The 16,645-nt window shown below is 27.4% G+C and carries 16 protein-coding genes; 9 read left to right on the top strand and 7 right to left on the bottom strand.

Annotated features, from left to right (window positions below; genetic code table 11):
- Positions 1-49: 49 nt before the first annotated feature.
- The 3 genes from I0K12_RS11085 to I0K12_RS11075 form a co-directional block, all read right to left on the bottom strand.
- A complete protein-coding gene (locus tag I0K12_RS11085; RefSeq protein WP_196888050.1) occupies positions 50-430 on the bottom strand; it encodes a diacylglycerol kinase family protein in 381 nt (126 codons plus the stop codon).
- A 9-nt stretch (positions 431-439) separates the two neighbouring features.
- Positions 440-937: a thiol peroxidase gene (gene tpx, locus I0K12_RS11080; RefSeq protein ID WP_196888047.1), complete on the bottom strand. Its 498-nt coding sequence runs from the start codon at positions 935-937 to the stop codon at positions 440-442.
- A gap of 95 nt (positions 938-1,032) precedes the next feature.
- On the bottom strand, positions 1,033-1,665 hold the full coding sequence (locus tag I0K12_RS11075) for a peroxiredoxin (RefSeq protein ID WP_196888045.1): 633 nt from the start codon (positions 1,663-1,665) through the stop codon (positions 1,033-1,035).
- A 263-nt stretch (positions 1,666-1,928) separates the two neighbouring features.
- Between I0K12_RS11075 and I0K12_RS11070 the strand changes: the two genes are divergently transcribed.
- Positions 1,929-3,281 (top strand): MATE family efflux transporter, encoded by a 1,353-nt coding sequence (locus I0K12_RS11070; protein ID WP_196888044.1) that lies wholly within the window; start codon positions 1,929-1,931, stop codon positions 3,279-3,281.
- A 1-nt stretch (position 3,282) separates the two neighbouring features.
- A complete protein-coding gene (locus I0K12_RS11065) occupies positions 3,283-3,513 on the top strand; it encodes a hypothetical protein (RefSeq protein ID WP_196888043.1) in 231 nt (76 codons plus the stop codon).
- A 287-nt stretch (positions 3,514-3,800) separates the two neighbouring features.
- Here I0K12_RS11065 and I0K12_RS11060 read toward each other — a convergent pair whose 3' ends face one another.
- The gene (locus tag I0K12_RS11060) at positions 3,801-4,295 is read right to left on the bottom strand and encodes a hypothetical protein (protein ID WP_196888042.1); all 495 of its coding nucleotides are present in this window, start codon (positions 4,293-4,295) and stop codon (positions 3,801-3,803) included.
- 178 nt (positions 4,296-4,473) lie between these two features.
- On the opposite strand from I0K12_RS11060, the gene I0K12_RS11055 reads away from it, so the two are divergent.
- Positions 4,474-4,848: a hypothetical protein gene (locus I0K12_RS11055; RefSeq protein ID WP_196888041.1), complete on the top strand. Its 375-nt coding sequence runs from the start codon at positions 4,474-4,476 to the stop codon at positions 4,846-4,848.
- A gap of 65 nt (positions 4,849-4,913) precedes the next feature.
- On the opposite strand, the gene I0K12_RS11050 is transcribed toward I0K12_RS11055, so the two are convergent.
- Positions 4,914-7,859 carry a T9SS type A sorting domain-containing protein gene (locus tag I0K12_RS11050; RefSeq protein ID WP_196888040.1) on the bottom strand — a complete coding sequence of 982 codons (2,946 nt, stop codon included), beginning with the start codon at positions 7,857-7,859 and terminating at the stop codon, positions 4,914-4,916.
- 403 nt (positions 7,860-8,262) lie between these two features.
- Here I0K12_RS11050 and I0K12_RS11045 point away from each other — a divergent pair, with 403 nt between their 5' ends.
- From I0K12_RS11045 to I0K12_RS11020, 6 genes are all read left to right on the top strand, one after another.
- The gene (locus tag I0K12_RS11045; protein WP_196888039.1) at positions 8,263-9,042 is read left to right on the top strand and encodes a TerC family protein; all 780 of its coding nucleotides are present in this window, start codon (positions 8,263-8,265) and stop codon (positions 9,040-9,042) included.
- A gap of 227 nt (positions 9,043-9,269) precedes the next feature.
- On the top strand, positions 9,270-9,599 hold the full coding sequence (locus tag I0K12_RS11040; RefSeq protein WP_196888037.1) for a hypothetical protein: 330 nt from the start codon (positions 9,270-9,272) through the stop codon (positions 9,597-9,599).
- Between the two features lie 563 nt (positions 9,600-10,162).
- Positions 10,163-10,486, top strand: a complete 324-nt coding sequence (locus I0K12_RS11035; protein ID WP_196888035.1) for a hypothetical protein — start codon at positions 10,163-10,165, stop codon at positions 10,484-10,486.
- Positions 10,487-10,997: 511 nt separating this feature from the next.
- Positions 10,998-13,334, top strand: coding sequence for a TonB-dependent receptor (locus I0K12_RS11030; protein ID WP_196888033.1), 2,337 nt, complete (start codon positions 10,998-11,000; stop codon positions 13,332-13,334).
- A gap of 122 nt (positions 13,335-13,456) precedes the next feature.
- A complete protein-coding gene (locus tag I0K12_RS11025; RefSeq protein WP_196888031.1) occupies positions 13,457-13,702 on the top strand; it encodes a hypothetical protein in 246 nt (81 codons plus the stop codon).
- A 4-nt stretch (positions 13,703-13,706) separates the two neighbouring features.
- Positions 13,707-14,243, top strand: a complete 537-nt coding sequence (locus I0K12_RS11020) for a hypothetical protein (protein ID WP_196888030.1) — start codon at positions 13,707-13,709, stop codon at positions 14,241-14,243.
- Positions 14,244-14,252: 9 nt separating this feature from the next.
- Here the strand turns inward: I0K12_RS11020 and I0K12_RS11015 are convergent, their stop codons facing one another.
- Both I0K12_RS11015 and I0K12_RS11010 read right to left on the bottom strand, forming a co-directional pair.
- Positions 14,253-14,999, bottom strand: coding sequence for a LytR/AlgR family response regulator transcription factor (locus I0K12_RS11015; RefSeq protein ID WP_196888028.1), 747 nt, complete (start codon positions 14,997-14,999; stop codon positions 14,253-14,255).
- Positions 14,992-16,470 carry a tetratricopeptide repeat-containing sensor histidine kinase gene (locus I0K12_RS11010; protein WP_196888026.1) on the bottom strand — a complete coding sequence of 493 codons (1,479 nt, stop codon included), beginning with the start codon at positions 16,468-16,470 and terminating at the stop codon, positions 14,992-14,994. The genes I0K12_RS11015 and I0K12_RS11010 overlap by 8 nt, the downstream gene beginning before the upstream one ends.
- Positions 16,471-16,645 lie beyond the last annotated feature (175 nt).

The following is a 16,645-nucleotide window of genomic DNA, read 5'->3' as shown; positions in this document are numbered from 1 at the left end:
AGGTAAATATATTGTATCTTTTAAAATTAATAATAGTTTTGGTTAAAATTTATATTAAATTTAAAATTTTTGGGACATAAATAATAAGTCCAATGATTAAAGCTCCTAAGGCAACAAAAGTTACAGCTCCTGCAGCAACATCTTTAATAATTCCAATTTTTTTGTGATAATCTGGGTGAATGAAATCTGCTACACGTTCAATTCCTGTGTTTAAAGCTTCTGTAGCCAAAACTACTGAAATTGCTAAAATTTGAATCATCCATTCTACGGGACTAATATTGAAATAAAAACCTGCAATAATCATGATAACTCCTAGCGAAGATTGTACCATAATACTGTGCTCGGTTGTTAATAACAACCAAGCACCTTGAAATGCAAATTTAAAACTTCTAATACGTCCTCTTATAAATCCGTCATTAGGGTTTTTCATATGCGTATTTTATAAAGCTTTTAAAGCATTGTCATAATTAGGTTCATCAACGATTTCTGAAACTTGCTCTGTATATAACACGTTTCCTTCTTCGTTTAAAACAATAACAACTCTAGAGTGTAAGTTAGCTAAAGGCCCATCGATGATTTCTAGACCGTAATCTTTTCCAAAAGATCCGTTTGCAAAATCAGATGCAGTTTCTACATTTTCGATTCCTTCAGCTCCACAAAATCTTGTTTGAGCAAATGGTAAATCTCTAGAAACACAAACAACTTTAGTGTTTTCTAATTCGCTAGCTTGTTTGTTAAAAGCTCTTACAGAAGCAGCACAAGTTCCTGTGTCAATACTTGGGAAGATGTTTAAAATTACTCGAGAACCTTTATAGTCGTTTAAAGTAACTTTTGATAAATCATTTTTTGTTAATTCAAAATTTGGAGCTTTTTCTCCTACTTTTGGTAATTCTCCGTTTGTGTGGATTTCATTACCTTTTAATGTAATTGTAGCCATGATATTTTATTTCATTTTTAAAGTTCAAAAATAGTCTAAAATGCAAAAACTCCCGAATTTCTTCGAGAGTTTTTAACTAAATATTATCTAGATTATTAGTTTTTAGATAAATAATCAGCAATTCCTTCGTGAGTTGCTTGTAATCCTTCTTTCTCAGAGTTCCAGTTTGCCGGACAAGCTTCACCGTGCTCTTCGTTGAATTTCAATGCATCAACCATACGGATAGCCTCATCAACGTTTCTTCCTAATGGTAAGTCGTTCACGATTTGGTGACGAACGATTCCTTCTTTGTCAATTAAGAATAATCCTCTGTAAGCGATTAATTCTCCATCAGCTTGTAATTCTCCGTTCTCATCGTAGAAATAATCTCCAGCTAAAACGTCATAGTTTTTAGAGATTGTTTTGTTAGTATCTGCAACGATTGGGTAAGTAATTCCTTTGATTCCTCCTGCAGCTTTCTCCATTTGTAACCATCCCCAGTGAGATTGCTCAGTATCTGTAGAAACAGCTACTACTGCAACACCTCTTTCTTCGAACTCAGCTAATTTAGCTTGGAAAGCGTGTAATTCTGTTGGACAAACAAATGTGAAATCTTTTGGATAGAAAAATAAGATAACATACTTATCTCCTTTGAATTGTTCTAATGTGAAATCAGATGCAAATTCTCCTCCGTTAATTACAGCTTGTGCGCTAAATTGAGGTGCTTTTTTACCTACTAATACAGCCATTTTATATTTTTTTAATGATTATTAATTTAATTTTCTTACTGCAAATATATAGAAACTCGATACGGATTAATCAAAACGAAATTTTAATATTTTATTTTATTATAGATTTTTTTTATTTCGTTAACCCATGTCTTCATAAGTTTTTTCTATATTCATTAATTATAGAATACCACTTATTTATTTTAACATAAATATAAATGAATTTTCCTGAAACAAAGAAGAAAATTTGAATACATTTGCAGGCTTTTTGAATTAATAGAATCATGTTGAAGAATATCTCAAATTATACTAAAGAATTTCCATACAATTTAAGATTGTCATTACCTGTAATGCTAGGATCTTTAGGGCATTTAATGGTGAGTTTTGTGGATAATATAATGATTGGTAGTTTAGGACCAGTTGAATTAGCGGCAGCTTCTTTAGGAAATAGTATTTTCTTTATTGCGCTTTCTCTAGGAATTGGTTTTTCTTTTGCCATTACTCCATTAATTGCTGAAGCTGACGGAAAAGATAATACTCAAAAGGGAAGAAAGATCTTTCAACATTCTTTTCTTCTTATGACTTTAATAGGATTTATATTAGCTATTGGTTTATATATTTTTCAAAATTTCTTAGATCAATTGGATCAACAACCTGAAGTAGTTGAGTTAACAAAACCATATTTCTCAATAGTAATTTTTACGATTATTCCCATAATGATGTTTCAGAGTTTACGACAGTTCGCTGATGGGCTATCACAGACAAAATATGCAATGTATGCTATTGTGATCACGAATGTGGTAAATATTATTGTGAATTATATGCTAATTTATGGAGTTTGGATTTTTCCAAGACTGGAATTGGTTGGAGCTGCTATCGGAACACTTGTTTCTAGGTTAGTAATGTTTTTCTTTATGTTAGCTATTTTAAGAAGTAAGAAAAAATTTAAACCTTTTTTAGAAAGAATCAAAAGAAAAGATTTACACAAAATATATTATAAGAAAATCATTAGTTTAGGACTTCCAACTTCGCTTCAAATGCTTTTTGAAGTTGGTTTATTTTCTGGTTCTATCTGGTTAGCAGGGAAAATCGGAACATTTCCGCAAGCTGCAAATCAAATAGCAATTCAGTTAGCTTCCGCAACTTTCATGATTGCTTCTGGACTTTCTGTAGCAACAACTATTCGTGTAGGAAACCAAAAAGGATTACATCAATATAAAGATTTACGTAGAATTGCATTTTCAAACTTTTTATTGATATTTTTGATAATGTTTGTTTTTGCAATATTATTTGCATTAATGAAAGATATGCTTCCTTGGATTTTTACTCAAAATATTGAAGTAGTCCAAATTGCTTCAGGATTATTAATTTTAGCAGCTTTATTCCAACTTTCAGACGGTTTACAAGTGGTAATTATTGGTTCGTTAAGAGGTATGCAAGACGTAAAAGTACCGACAATTCTTACTTTTATAGCATATTGGCTTATTGGTTTTCCTGTAAGTTATTATTTCGGACTGCATACAAGTTTAGGAACAAAAGGAATTTGGGTAGGATTGTTGACAGGTCTTTCAGCCTCAGCACTTTTACTATATATAAGATTTAATAGATTAACAAAGAAACTAATTCAATCAAAATAAAATGGAAATACCAAGGTTTTTATTAGGAGACAATACAGATCATCAAGATGCAATTTTTGTAATTCATACAGAATTTCCAAGATTTATCATCAATTTAGTAAATGATGAAATCGAATGGTTTGAAGATATTCCAGAAGGAGATGTGGAAGAATTAACAAGTCAAGTTAGTACTTTAATTGAAGAAGCAAGTACTTTCTATGATAGAGAAATGGAGCGTTACGAACAGGCTTAATGTCTAATATTAAGTTTTATAAAAATGGTTTTTATTTAAACATTTTTTTTATATATTCGTGAAAGAGATGAAAAAGAAGCTATTGTTGTAAATACGGTTCAAATAACTAAATCTCATAAAAAAAAGAGGATGTACTGACCTATTTTACATCCTCTTTCAAATTAATTCAAATTCAAATAACTATTTAATGAAAAGATTACTATTATTCTTTATTGTATAATAATTAATTCTTGTTAATATTAAATTTACTAAATAATTATTAAAAAAAATAAATTATTTGTAAATATTTATTCTTTTTTCATGTCTTTTGCTTGCTTTGCCCAGTGATTACCTTGTATTTTATGAAAAGGATAATTTATAAGAACAGAAATAAGTTGTAAATCATTTTTCTTTAAATTTTCTATCTGAGAAAAGCTAGTAATCCCTATTTCATTGAGTTTTTTCTCTAAAACAGGACCAATACCTTTTAATTCTTTCAAATCATCTTTATTTTCAGAATCAGATTTACCAATACGTTCAAAATTCAATTTTGGAGCATTTATAGATTCTAAATATTCTTTAGTTTCAGATTTTTCTTCTGCCTCGTTTTTTTCAATTTCAACTTCCTCTTTTTTATTTTCTTCATTTGCATCTTCAACAATAGCGTCATCAAAAGGAATATTTTTATCTTTATTTAAAACCGACTTTTTTTTTGCTAAAACATAAAGGATTATAATGATGGCTAAAATCCATAATATAATTTCAAAAGTACTTCCTACACTCAAAAAAATAATTGATTTCATAATTATCTTATTAATTTATCACTTAAAGTTACAATTGATATAAATAAACTTGATGTAATAAAGTGTTAAATCATATGTATGCCAGTTGTTTGATTTTGAAATTATAATTTTAAGTTAAAAAAGAAATAATCCTTTGTGAAAATATCGAAGTTAAAGAAGAATTCTTATTTTTGGTTTCATGAAAAAAGGATTATTAATACTGGCAATTGCTTTCACAGCTATTTCTTGTGGTTCGGATAAAACTGATACAAGTAAACGCTTTAGAACAGGTACTTTTGAAGTTCCAGCTGGAGAAAATCATGATAAATTTACTTTTGTAAGAAAAGATTCTTTACAAATTGAAAACTACAATGGTGTAATTGATACTTTGGTGATTCACTGGGAAGATGATTTTAATTATACAGCGAAATATTTACATCCAAAGAAATCAATTGAAAAAGAAACTTTTCATTTTAGAATTACTGGAGTAAAGAAAGATTCTTATACGTATAGATTTAAAATCGGTAATTCGAATTTTAACCAAGAAGGAACAGTAATGAAAATTAAGAATTAATTTTCTTAAATTAAATTTCAAGAAAAAACTCAAATAACTAAAAAGCTATTTGAGTTTTTATTGTTTTATTTTATAATTATTTTCTTGGAAAGACTTCCTTTTTTCGAATCTATTTTTATGAAATAGATTCCTGAAGGTATATTAGAAACATTTACTTCTGCTTGACTTAAGTTATTTTCAAAAGAAATATTTTTGATGTTTTCTCCTAAGATATTGAATATTTTAAGGTTATTTAAACCATATTTTCCTTCGATTTTTAGAACATCACTCACTGGATTTGGAAAAATCGTAATTGAAAGATCAGTATTTTCAAAATCTTCTGTAGAAAGAAATTCTGACTTTGCAATATTTGTTATTATTTCTTCTTCATAATCAAATTTTATAGAAACCGAATTATTGATAACATCATCTAATTCAGTTCCTGGAGCAATTTTTATTTTAAAAATAATATAACCTTCATTAAATCCTTCCTCATTTGATAAAATAATATCTTCAAAAATAAATTGAAAGCTATCATATTCTCTTTTTATTAAATAATCATGAGTAGATTCGATAACTTTTAAAGAACTTCCAATTAAATGAGATGAATCAAGTAAAACATTTTCAATAATTAAATTTACTACAGGGGTACTTGTAGTGTTTTTAAAGTTGATTTTATAAGTCAAATAATCTCCGATAAGATGATTAGAAATTTCAGAACCATCTAAACAAATCATATTGTTCCCATCCGATGGTAAAGTAGATATAGGTTGTTTTAATTTGAAATTCTCAGTTTCATTCTCAGTTTCATCACTAAAGCTTATAGACGTTGTTATTTCGTTTGTAATATCTGTTGGAGCTTCATATTTAGTATTAAAATTTAATACAATACTTCTGGAATCAAAAGGTTTTAAATCTTCATAATTCCATGAAATTATTCCATTTTCATGGGTGTTTTCAAGAGGGATTGCATCTGTAAATTCTAGTAAAGAAGTATTATAATTAAAAGTCAATTCTCCCGAAGTAGTTTTACTTCCAATATTTTGATAAATTAATTTATAAGCAGTAGATTTTCCAGGAATAGCATCCGTTAAAGGAATAATAGTTAAATCAAAAGCAGCATCTTCTTCAATTGTTGTAATACAGAAATCTTGTTTAATTTCTAAAGGGTTACTATAGTTAAAAGTTACATCTACCGATTCTGGTGAAACTGAGAATAAGTGTGCGTTCTCAATGATAGGTTGTATAGTGTAATCTCCATATTCTAAAGGTAATTCATATCCATTTTTATTTGGCACTAGAAGATTACCATTGAAATCCGCACTTTCAATATCAAATTTTAAATTCTGAAGAGAATTATCATTTTCATCACAAATGTCATTATTGTCATTATATTTTACATCCCCAAAAACAACAGTTGTTGAATTTAATGGGTCTTCTTTACAAAAATCATTAATTAGACAATCAGGTTGAGTTTCATGAATTAAATTTTTATAATAAAATACGTATTCATTACTAATACAGATATAGTTAAATAAAGTGTTTTGATAAGTAAAAAGAAAACCATAATAGACTTCATTTAATAAAAGTTTATTTATAGTACTTTCATTATTTTTAATAGATAAATTTATTATTAGATGATTGTTAGTTAAATCTAATTCTTCAAAATTATTATCATCTGCAATTAAATTTTCTAGTTCGCTATTAGTAGAAAGATCTAGAGAATTAATATTAGTATTACTACAATTAAAGACTTTCAAATCAAGATTATTTAAAAGATCAATCTCAGATATATTTGTGTTAGAAATATTAAGATAATAAATACTTGTTAAGTATTCAATATTTACTTCCTCTATTGGGTTTTGCGCTAAATTTAATTGTTCAATTTTATTGGAAGTGTCTAGATTAATACTATTTAAATTGTTTTGATTAACTAAAAGATTTTCTAAGTTTGGAAAATTAGACACTTCTAGATTAGTTAGTTGATTCTGAGCAGCGTCAAGTCTAAGTAAAAAAGCATTAAAACTAGAGCTTATATCCGTAATATTATTTAATTTAAAACTTAAGGTTCTTAGTATATTACAGTTTGATATATCTAAAGAAGTTAAGTTGTTTCTATCAAGAAAAAGATATTTTAGTTCAGGATTCGCTAGAGTAATGGTTGATAAACTGTTATCATTAACATTAGCTTCATTTAGTTTTAAGTTATTTGAAAGATCTAGTGAAGTTAGATTATTTTCATTTAAATCAATAATTTTCAGTTCAAGATTATTACTAAAATCAAGAGAGTTTAAATTATTTTCTTGAACATTTAGATTTTCAAGGTTTGGGAGATTACTTAAATCTAAAGAATTTAGATTACAATTGTTAGCCTTTAGTAATTTTAATGAAGTTGCATTATCAATTAATAAAGAATTTAAATCATTATTTCCTGCATATAATATTTGAAGATTAATATTATTTGAAAGGTCAAGATTCTCTAAATTATTATTTTCTATATAAAGATTTTTAAGGTTTATATTATTAGATAAATCAATTGTGTTTAATCCTAAATCTGAAACACTAAGAGTTTCTAATTGTGTAAGGTTAGAAAAGTCTAAACCATTTTCAGAATAATCATTACCTGAGAGAATAATTTGTTTTAAATTTAAGTTGTTCTCAAAAATTATATTATCAATATTAAAAAAAATGATTTCTTCTAACAAAGTATTTGAAGAAAGGTCTATAGAGTTTAAAGAGTTTACTGAAGAAATATCTATTTTTTTTAAATTTTCAAAATAAGATATTTCAGAAAAATTTTCAGATGGAAAGTAATCAAAGTATAATGAATGTACAGCATTTGCTTCATCAAAAGAAATTTCACCATCTCCATCTGAATCTACAGGAGTGAAATTTGCATTTTCATCTCCAATTTTTGCACAGTCTTGATTTATTAGATAATTTTTTAAGGAATCATCTTCGAATTCAATGTTTTGAGCATAAAATAAATTTGTTACTAATAAAGCTAGGGATAAAAAGTATTTTTTATTCATATTGTTAATTTTTTTATAAATATATATATTTTTATGAATAAATATTGATATGTTTTTTTGTTTTCTATTTGTTAAAGTGAATAGTTGATATGTTTGTTTTGTTATTTTTTTAAAGTTTTTAATTAAATTAAACGGATTATATAAAATTAAATAGTTTTATTAGCTTATTTGTGTGTATTTTATAGAATTTATGAGAGGAAAATATAAAAATGGCATGGGGTAAAAAAAACTCTTTAAGTGAAAATGAAGTTGAAAAATAAAATTGTTCATGAAAAGACTGATAATTTCAGATTATTCAGCTTCTATATAACTCTTAAAAATTAATAAAGAAAAGCTAATTTTCTGATTTTAAATTGAATATTGTTTATATTTATTTGATTGTAAATGAAACAATAAGATTATCATGGAAATATTCCTCATCCCAGATACTTGGATGGCACTTTTAACTCTTACCTTTTTGGAAATAGTTTTAGGAATAGATAATATTATATTTATCTCCATTCTTGTAGGAAAATTACCTGAAAGATTACACCGAAAAGCAACCAATCTTGGTCTGCTATTAGCAATGATGTTCCGAATCATTATGATATTTGGTGTTTCACTTTTATTTAAACTCAAAAAACCATTTTGGTCTGTTGATGTCGGATGGTTTGAGATAGATTTGAGCGGACAAGGATTGATTATGATGTTAGGAGGGATGTTTCTTCTGTATAAAAGTACCAAAGAAATCCATGAAAAAATGGAAGGTCAGGAAGAAGAACATGAAGGAGGAAAACGAAAAGGAACAACATTATCTAAGATTTTAGTTCAAATTATTTTGATTGATGTAGTGTTTTCTTTCGACTCTATTCTAACAGCTGTTGGGATGACAAATGGAGTAGAAGGCGCATTTTTAATAATGGTAATCGCTGTTGTAATTTCAATTTTGATCATGATGACATTTGCAAATCCTATTCGAAGATTTATTAGTAAACACCCAACACTTCAGATTTTAGGACTTTCTTTTTTATTATTAATAGGTTTTATGTTAATCGCCGAAGGAGCCCACCTTTCAGATGCCGAGGTTTTCAATAAAGATGTAGGTGTAATTCCGAAAGGATATTTATATTTCTCTATTTTCTTCTCTCTTTTAATAGAAGTTATCAATATGAAAATTCAAAAAAGAAAGATGAGAAAAAAATAAGATTTAAAATATAGAAAAATATATATTTGAAAAGCTGTTATTTCTAGCAGTTTTTTTTAAGATTTTAACAAAATAAAGAACTTCATTTTATGCTTTTAAGTCCTTTAAAATACAAGGATGTTAAAAAAAAACGACGATAAATTTAACAAATTTTAGACTTTTTTAACATTTAAATTAAGAAGGAATCTAAATAAAACCTATATTTGCAATCTATTCAAGAGATAGAAATGAAATCAAATTTGTTTAACATACTTGGCTCAATTTTCATGGTAGCGTTGGTTCTTTTGCCAATTTCTACACAGTTGGTGCATGCTTTGGAAGAAGAGCACCATCACGAAATTTGTGATGCCAAAGAAGTAAAACATATCCACGCAGATGAGCAAGAATGTGCTATTTGCCACATGACAATTGATTTCGCTTCCTTTGATGAAACACCAACGTTTGAAATCATTCCATTTTCGGAATTTCAAACAACTTTTTATACAACATACAAAAAGGCATCAAGTCCTTTTACAACTTTTCGAAGTACCAGAGCGCCACCAGCTTTGATTTCTTAGTTTTTCAGTTTCGCTGAACACAATTTTCAAAAGAATTTTATTTTTTAGGAGCTTTCCCATACGGGTCGGGCTTTTCGTTACAAGTTTTGCTTTTCAAAATAAGAACTTCTAACCAATACGTGGGCTTCTTAGGTCGCTTCCGTTTGCCAAGAATTTCTAATATTTTTCAAAACAAAAGCTTTACACTACAATCCCTAAGCCAGAGAAAGATTCTCCATAAAATTCTACTTTAAATTCACTTCAAAGTAACTGAACTACATTTTACAATTTATTTTTTCTAACAAAAGTTTTAGAATTCCCTGCAAAAGTGGGGTCGGGGGAATGTAATTAATTACAGAATTTTTTAACAAAAACGATTTAAAATATCGTCCAGTTTAGAAAAATAAATTCAAGAATGTATCACAACATCACATTTAGGTTTTCATTATAAAATAAGTTTTAAGTAATTCTTGTAAGTGAGAATAAGTATATGACATGTAAGTTTTCGTAGAATCCTACCATTAATCATCTAAATGTGAATTTTAACCAAGAAATCAATTTTAAAAGCTTTTAGGCGCTTTTTTATGAACGTAATTAAGAACAATATAATATTTCATGTATTCTTCGCTGTAGTGGTTTTTATGCCAAGTTCTATACAGCTTTTACATGCATTGGATAAAGAACATCTTCATGAAGTCTGCACAGCTAAGGATATAAAACATATCCATAATGAAGATGTAGATTGTTCTGTTTTTCATACAATCATAGATTTTCTAGAGTTTCCTGATTTCAATTTTGAATTAGAAGAAATAGCAATCATTTTTAACAAGCAAAAGTTCTATTTCAATCAGGAAAATTTTAGAATTTTTTACATAACTAAGAAATCCAGAGCACCGCCGATGACATAAATAAATTTTGAAAGAAAATTGTCTTTTTTTCAAAAAATATTTTAAAACATGTTTATATAAAAATAGATTCCTTCTCTATGATTTTTAAGGATTATAAAAAGTTATTTATACAGGGGTTAATTAATAATTTTTAAAAGAATAGGGAAGGAGTTTTAATCGATATTGATTAGAAAAACATATTGAGAAAACTATAAAAAGATATAAAATGAAATATCAATTTTAATAATATTTTCTAACTAATAATTTGTTTATATGACTAACTTTAAATAATTGTTTGATAATTTATTAAGTTATTTTATTTAAAGTTTAAAATTAATAATTAGAGTATAAATGATAATAAATAAATTATTTAAAGAATGTTATTGAATTTGATTGTTTAGACTGAAAATGAATCATAATCAACTAACAAATAATAAATTAAGAAGGGTTTAGCGACTCATCAACTTTAAGTGATTGCTTTTAATTCTTTATAAGACAAAATTTAGAGGTGATTCAATTAAAATTAATAGAAATGAAGAAATATCTTATTATCCTATTTTTAGGAATTCAGCAAGTACTGTTTGCACAGGAAAAAATCACAGGAAATGTGAACGATGAAAATGGAAATCCTGTAGAGAGTGCAGACGTATATTTGGTAGATTTGGAAAGAGGGACGACAACAAATCTTGAAGGTTTTTTTGAAATCGAAAATGTACCAGCAGGAGCGCACACGCTTTCAATTAGTTTTGTAGGTTACGAAACGCAAACACTAAATGTAAAAGCTGGAGACAATGTAAATGTGACTTTAAAAGAAGCAATTTTTAATATTGATGAAGTGATTGTATCTACACCATTTCAGAAATTGCAAAGAGAAAATGTTTTAAAAATAGACAGAATTGGATTACAAGAAATTCAAAAAAATGGAGCTCCAACTTTAATTGAAGGAATTACTGCACTTCCTGGAGTTTCACAAATTTCTACAGGAAACGGAATTGGGAAACCAGTAATCCGTGGATTGAGTGGAAATAGAGTAATTGTTTACACACAAGGAATTCGTTTAGAAAACCAGCAATTTGGTGGAGAACACGGTTTGGGTGTAAATGATGCAGGTATTGCAGATGTAGAGGTAATCAAAGGACCAGCTTCTTTACTTTACGGATCTGATGCACTTGGAGGAGTTTTATATTTAAAACCAGAAAAATTCGCTCCAGAGAACAAAACACAATTTAATTTTCAACAACAACTTTTTTCAAATACGCAAGGAAGTAGTTCTTCTTTAGCTGCAAAAACTTCTACGAAGCATTTTAAATTTTTAGCTCGTGGAACGTATGATGTTCACCACGATTATAAACTTCCTTCGGGAGATTATGTTTTAAATTCAAGATTCAACGAAAAAGATTTTAAGACAGGTTTAGGTATATCATACGAGAATTTTTCAAGTACAATTCGTTATAACTTTAACGAAACTACTTTAGGATTGCCTTCTGAGATTGTAGGAAGCTCTTCAGGGACGACTCCGTTTTCTCCTTATCAAAAGATAAATAATCATATCATTAGTGCCTTAAACACGTTCTATTTCGATAAATCAAAACTTTTTGTGAATTTAGGTTATACAATTAACAAAAGAAAAGAAATCGAGGCAGAGCATGATCACGGACACGAAGAGCATGAGGAACATGATGGACACGCTCATGAAGAAGAACAAGACGAAGAGCATGAGGAACACGAAGAAGAAATTGCTGCGATAGATTTAGATTTAAGAACTTTTACTTACGAGGCGAAATACCAATATTCTTTTGAGAATAAGATTGAAGCAATTGTTGGAGTTCAAGGTTTAAACCAAGAAAATAAAAATTACGGACCTGAAATTTTAATTCCAGATGCTACTGTTAACGATTTAGGTGCTTTTTCTACTGTTTTAATTCCTCTTGGAAAACATTCATTACAAGCAGGGGTTCGTTTTGATTCTAGAAATATTAAAACAAAAGAACACCATATCGAGCATGAAGACGGTCATGATGAGCATGAAGAACACACAGAAGAAGAAGGACACGAAGAGGAAGAAGAAGTATTAGCTGCAATTGATAAGAGTTTTACAAGTTTTACAGCTTCGCTTGGAGCAAAGTTTGCTTTAAGTCCAAAAACTACAATTCGTGTTAATGTTGCTTCAGGATTTAGAGCGCCAAACTTAGCAGAACTGACTTCAAACGGTGTGCATCACGGAGCAAATCGTTATGAGATTGGAAATGCGAACTTAAAAACGGAGAAAAATATTCAGACAGATCTTTCTTTTGAATATGGAAATAAACACATCGAGTTTTATGCGAATGGATTTATCAATTTAGTGAATGACTATATTCATTTAGATCCAACGAATGAAGAATTAGATGGAGCTCCAGTTTTTGAATATGTACAAAATAATGCTAGACTTTATGGAGGAGAAGTAGGTTTCCATTTACATCCGCATCCGTTAGATTGGTTACACTTATATTCTAGCTACGAAACAGTTTTAGGACAAAGAAAAAATGATGAGTGGTTAGCTTTAATTCCAGCGAATAAATGGCAAAATCAGATAAAAGTGGATATTCCAGCAATGAAATTTTTAGAAGAAAATTATATTTCGTTGAATGTAAATCACAGTTTTGCTCAAAACAAAGTAAGTCAATTTGAAACTTCAACTTCTGATTATACTTTGGTAAACTTTGGTTTAGGAACAAATATCAAACAAGAAAAATGGAATGTAAATGTATTCTTCTCGATCAATAATTTATTTGATAAAGAATATATTCCACATTTATCAAGATTAAAAACAGAAAATATTCCAAATCCAGGAAGAAACTTTGTTCTTGGGTTGAATTTCAATATTTAAGATATCCAATTTTAGAGATGATTGGGTGATTCTGAGAATCAGGATGTTTAATTAATAATTGTTTGCCTCACTTCTTTTGAAGTGGGGCTTTTTTTATATTTTCGTAAAAAAAATAAATTAACATGAATAATAAAAATTCTGCTCAAAGTAAAATATTCATTTTTTTAGGAATAATTTTTTCAATCATTGCTTTAATATTGGCAAATAAAGAAGGTAAAATAGAAGAATATCAGATGGTAGATTATTTGGCAATAGAAAGTAAAAAGAATATAATCATTAGCCAGTCTTTAGACATGGGAACAATAGGTTTTGCACTAATTAGTGCTAGTTGTTTTATTTGTAGTGCAATTGTTTTTAATAAAGAATAAAATCATGAAAACTAAACTAACACTTTTATTACTTTTTATTTTTAATCTTAGTTTTTCTCAGACAAAGGAGGAAGTAATGGAGGCAATACTAGAGAAGGATCATTTAATGTATAAATCTCCTGACGGATTTAATAATATTTCGGATATTCTAAAAGAAAAATTTTCTGAAGAAGAACTTTTTGAATTTACAACACATGAAAAAAGCAATTTAAGATTAGCAGCAAAACTGGTATTAATAGAAATGAATAAAGGAAATGTCATAGATTTTCTGACTTCTGAAATTAAAACAAATGAAGAAATAAAATATATTGATGGGGCTTATGTGGATAATTTGAATACGGTTTCTCTGATCTATTATTTTTATACACAAAATAGAATTATGAAAACACTAGGCTACCTTGGTCAAAAAGCAGCGGAAAGACTTGTTTTTAATTCTGCGGAAGTGAAACAGATGAATAAAATCATTATGGATTCTGAGGTTGCTTTAAGTGCATATGTGAGGGAGAAAATATTTAAGTACGAAAAATCAGATAAAAACTAAAAACAGATTTCATTTCAATATTTGAAACTTTTTAATAATGTCTTTATGTTTTCCGCTTAGAATTACTTTATGATTGTTTTTTAATAAAATTAAATTGTCTTGAAGGCAGATTTTTTGAATAGCGTCATTATTAACTATGAATTTACGATGGGTTTGAAAGAATTTTTTATCATCTAAAAGTTCTTTCATTTTCCCTAAAGAAATTTGAATTAAAAAAGATTCTTGTTCAGTAATAATATTACAATATCGATTTTCAACTTCAATATAAATTATAGATTTTAGAGAAACTTTATGTAAAACATTTTTCTTTTTGATGAATAAGAATTCATTACTTATAATAGTGTTTTCATTTTCACTTTGAAAAACATTTTGCTGCTCATAAAACTTTTCTAAAGCCATTTCTAACGCATACAAAACTTCAAGTTCATTAAATGGCTTCAATAAAAAACTAAATGGTTTTGTGAGTTTTGCTCTTTCAAAAATACTTCTATCCTTAGAACTTGTAAGAAAAACAAAAGGTTTGATAGAATTAGGTACAATAGAGATAGTTTCTGCGAAAGTGATTCCATCAGGATTTTCTCCTAAATAAACATCAATAACTACAATATCCACAGAAAGTTCATAGAAAAGCTTTAATGCATGTTGAAGATTGTTTGCGATACCAATAACATTGTATTTATTTTTTTTTAAAACTGTTTTTAGTTTTTGAGCTTGTTCTTCTGAATCTTCTATAATTAATACATTTATTTCAGCCATTTTTTACTTTTTTAAATCCAACAATCATTTTAGTTCCTTCATTTTCTACACTTTCTATTTTGAAAATACCTTGATTTTTTTTGGTCATAGATTTACATAATTGAATTCCTAAACCTGTACCAATTCCTTTTTGATTTCCTTTTTTTTGAAGTGAGTTTGTGTCTTTTAATAATTGATCAATTTTTTCTTCTGAAATCCCAACTCCAGAATCTTCAATAACCAAATATTGAAAATTATCATTTTCAGAGCTGTATGTTTTTATTGTAATTTTTCCATATGTATTGGTGAATTTTAGAGCATTATCTAATAAATTTCTTAATATGATTTTCAAAGAATCCAAATCAGCATAAATGAAATTAGCTTTTGGAATCAAATTTTCAAAAGAAATATTTTTATTAGTAAAAAAAGGAGTATAATAATATTCAATTTGTTTCGTAACACTATATAAATCTACAGAGTCAATATGAAAATAAAGTTGATCATTTTGAAGGCTTATCCAGTGAAGTAAATTATCTAAAAGACTATATGTACTTGAAGAAATTGCAGAATTTTTTAAGGCAATTTCCTTAACAATTTGATAGTTTTTTTCATTTAAGTTTTCAAGAAGTTTTGAATTTTCTTCTTGTAATGTGTTTACTGAAGTTCTTAAATCATGACTTAAAACAGAAAGTAATTTATCTTTAGTATTGTTGGATTTGTTTAGAGCTTCTTTTTGAATAGAAATTATTTTATTGATTTTACTCTTTTGAATATAAAATATTAAAATTGTAGTTAGTACGATTAAAAGTAAAATAGAAATTAGAATCAATTTATTTTTTTCAGAATTCTTGATTTGATTTTCAAGTTCTAGAAGTTGTATTTCTTTTTGTTTTTCAGCGATAGCATGTTTTTTTTCTAGCGAAGCAATTTCCCAAACTTTGTTTTGATCATTGATAGAATCTTTCCAAATCTCGAATTTTTTTCTATAAAAAATCGCTTTTTGAAAGTCCTTTCTGTTTTCCTCTACAACTGCCATGTTTAGAGCAGTATTCATTTTTAAATTTAAATTATGAAAGTTTTTAGCTAAATTATATGCTTTAAGAAAATATGGTATTGCTAAATTATCTTTGTATTGCTCGTAATACAAATTTCCTAAATCAGTAGAAGTTCGAATTAAAACCGAGGTATCTTGTTTTTGGTTTTGAATGGAATGACTTTTTAAAAGATATTTTTCAGCATTCGTAAATTCTGATAAATGGAAATAACTTAAACCTAAATCATGAATAAAAGAACTTTCAACAGACTTGTAATATTTAGGGTTTTGTTTTTTAGCTAGGCTTTCAAATTTTAAATAATAAGAAATTGCTTTTTTATATTTATTTTGCTCAAGAGCAATTCCTCCTAAATTCAATAATATTTTAGAATACTCAGGGAAATTTTCAGAGACTAAATTATATTCAAGGATAGCTTCATTAAATAGTTTTTTTCTCATGAAAGAATAACCTCTCATGAAATGTAAACTATCTAATTTTTGTTGATTAATGTGCTTTGTTAAAATGGATTTATGAGAATAAACTAATGTTGAATCCCATTGTTTTTCAATAAAAAATTCTTTTGTTTTATGAAAATCAGATTTAATAGAATCATTATTAATTTGAAAAAAATAA

The sequence above is a fragment of the Aureivirga sp. CE67 genome (assembly GCF_015767245.1).
Lineage (GTDB): Bacteria > Bacteroidota > Bacteroidia > Flavobacteriales > Flavobacteriaceae > Aureivirga.
Note: the sequence above shows the minus strand (reverse complement) of the source record. Positions and strands in the feature narration are given on the sequence as shown.

Excerpts from the sequence above, each read along its gene's own strand:
- I0K12_RS11085 (WP_196888050.1), bottom strand. The coding sequence starts at position 430 with ATGAAAAACCCTAATGACGGATTTATAAGAGGACGTATTAGAAGTTTT.
- tpx (WP_196888047.1), bottom strand. The coding sequence starts at position 937 with ATGGCTACAATTACATTAAAAGGTAATGAAATCCACACAAACGGAGAA.
- I0K12_RS11075 (WP_196888045.1), bottom strand. The coding sequence starts at position 1,665 with ATGGCTGTATTAGTAGGTAAAAAAGCACCTCAATTTAGCGCACAAGCT.
- I0K12_RS11070 (WP_196888044.1), top strand. The coding sequence starts at position 1,929 with ATGTTGAAGAATATCTCAAATTATACTAAAGAATTTCCATACAATTTA.
- I0K12_RS11065 (WP_196888043.1), top strand. The coding sequence starts at position 3,283 with ATGGAAATACCAAGGTTTTTATTAGGAGACAATACAGATCATCAAGAT.
- I0K12_RS11060 (WP_196888042.1), bottom strand. The coding sequence starts at position 4,295 with ATGAAATCAATTATTTTTTTGAGTGTAGGAAGTACTTTTGAAATTATA.
- I0K12_RS11055 (WP_196888041.1), top strand. The coding sequence starts at position 4,474 with ATGAAAAAAGGATTATTAATACTGGCAATTGCTTTCACAGCTATTTCT.
- I0K12_RS11050 (WP_196888040.1), bottom strand. The coding sequence starts at position 7,859 with ATGAATAAAAAATACTTTTTATCCCTAGCTTTATTAGTAACAAATTTA.
- I0K12_RS11045 (WP_196888039.1), top strand. The coding sequence starts at position 8,263 with ATGGAAATATTCCTCATCCCAGATACTTGGATGGCACTTTTAACTCTT.
- I0K12_RS11040 (WP_196888037.1), top strand. The coding sequence starts at position 9,270 with ATGAAATCAAATTTGTTTAACATACTTGGCTCAATTTTCATGGTAGCG.
- I0K12_RS11035 (WP_196888035.1), top strand. The coding sequence starts at position 10,163 with ATGAACGTAATTAAGAACAATATAATATTTCATGTATTCTTCGCTGTA.
- I0K12_RS11030 (WP_196888033.1), top strand. The coding sequence starts at position 10,998 with ATGAAGAAATATCTTATTATCCTATTTTTAGGAATTCAGCAAGTACTG.
- I0K12_RS11025 (WP_196888031.1), top strand. The coding sequence starts at position 13,457 with ATGAATAATAAAAATTCTGCTCAAAGTAAAATATTCATTTTTTTAGGA.
- I0K12_RS11020 (WP_196888030.1), top strand. The coding sequence starts at position 13,707 with ATGAAAACTAAACTAACACTTTTATTACTTTTTATTTTTAATCTTAGT.
- I0K12_RS11015 (WP_196888028.1), bottom strand. The coding sequence starts at position 14,999 with ATGGCTGAAATAAATGTATTAATTATAGAAGATTCAGAAGAACAAGCT.
- I0K12_RS11010 (WP_196888026.1), bottom strand. The coding sequence starts at position 16,470 with ATGAGAAAAAAACTATTTAATGAAGCTATCCTTGAATATAATTTAGTC.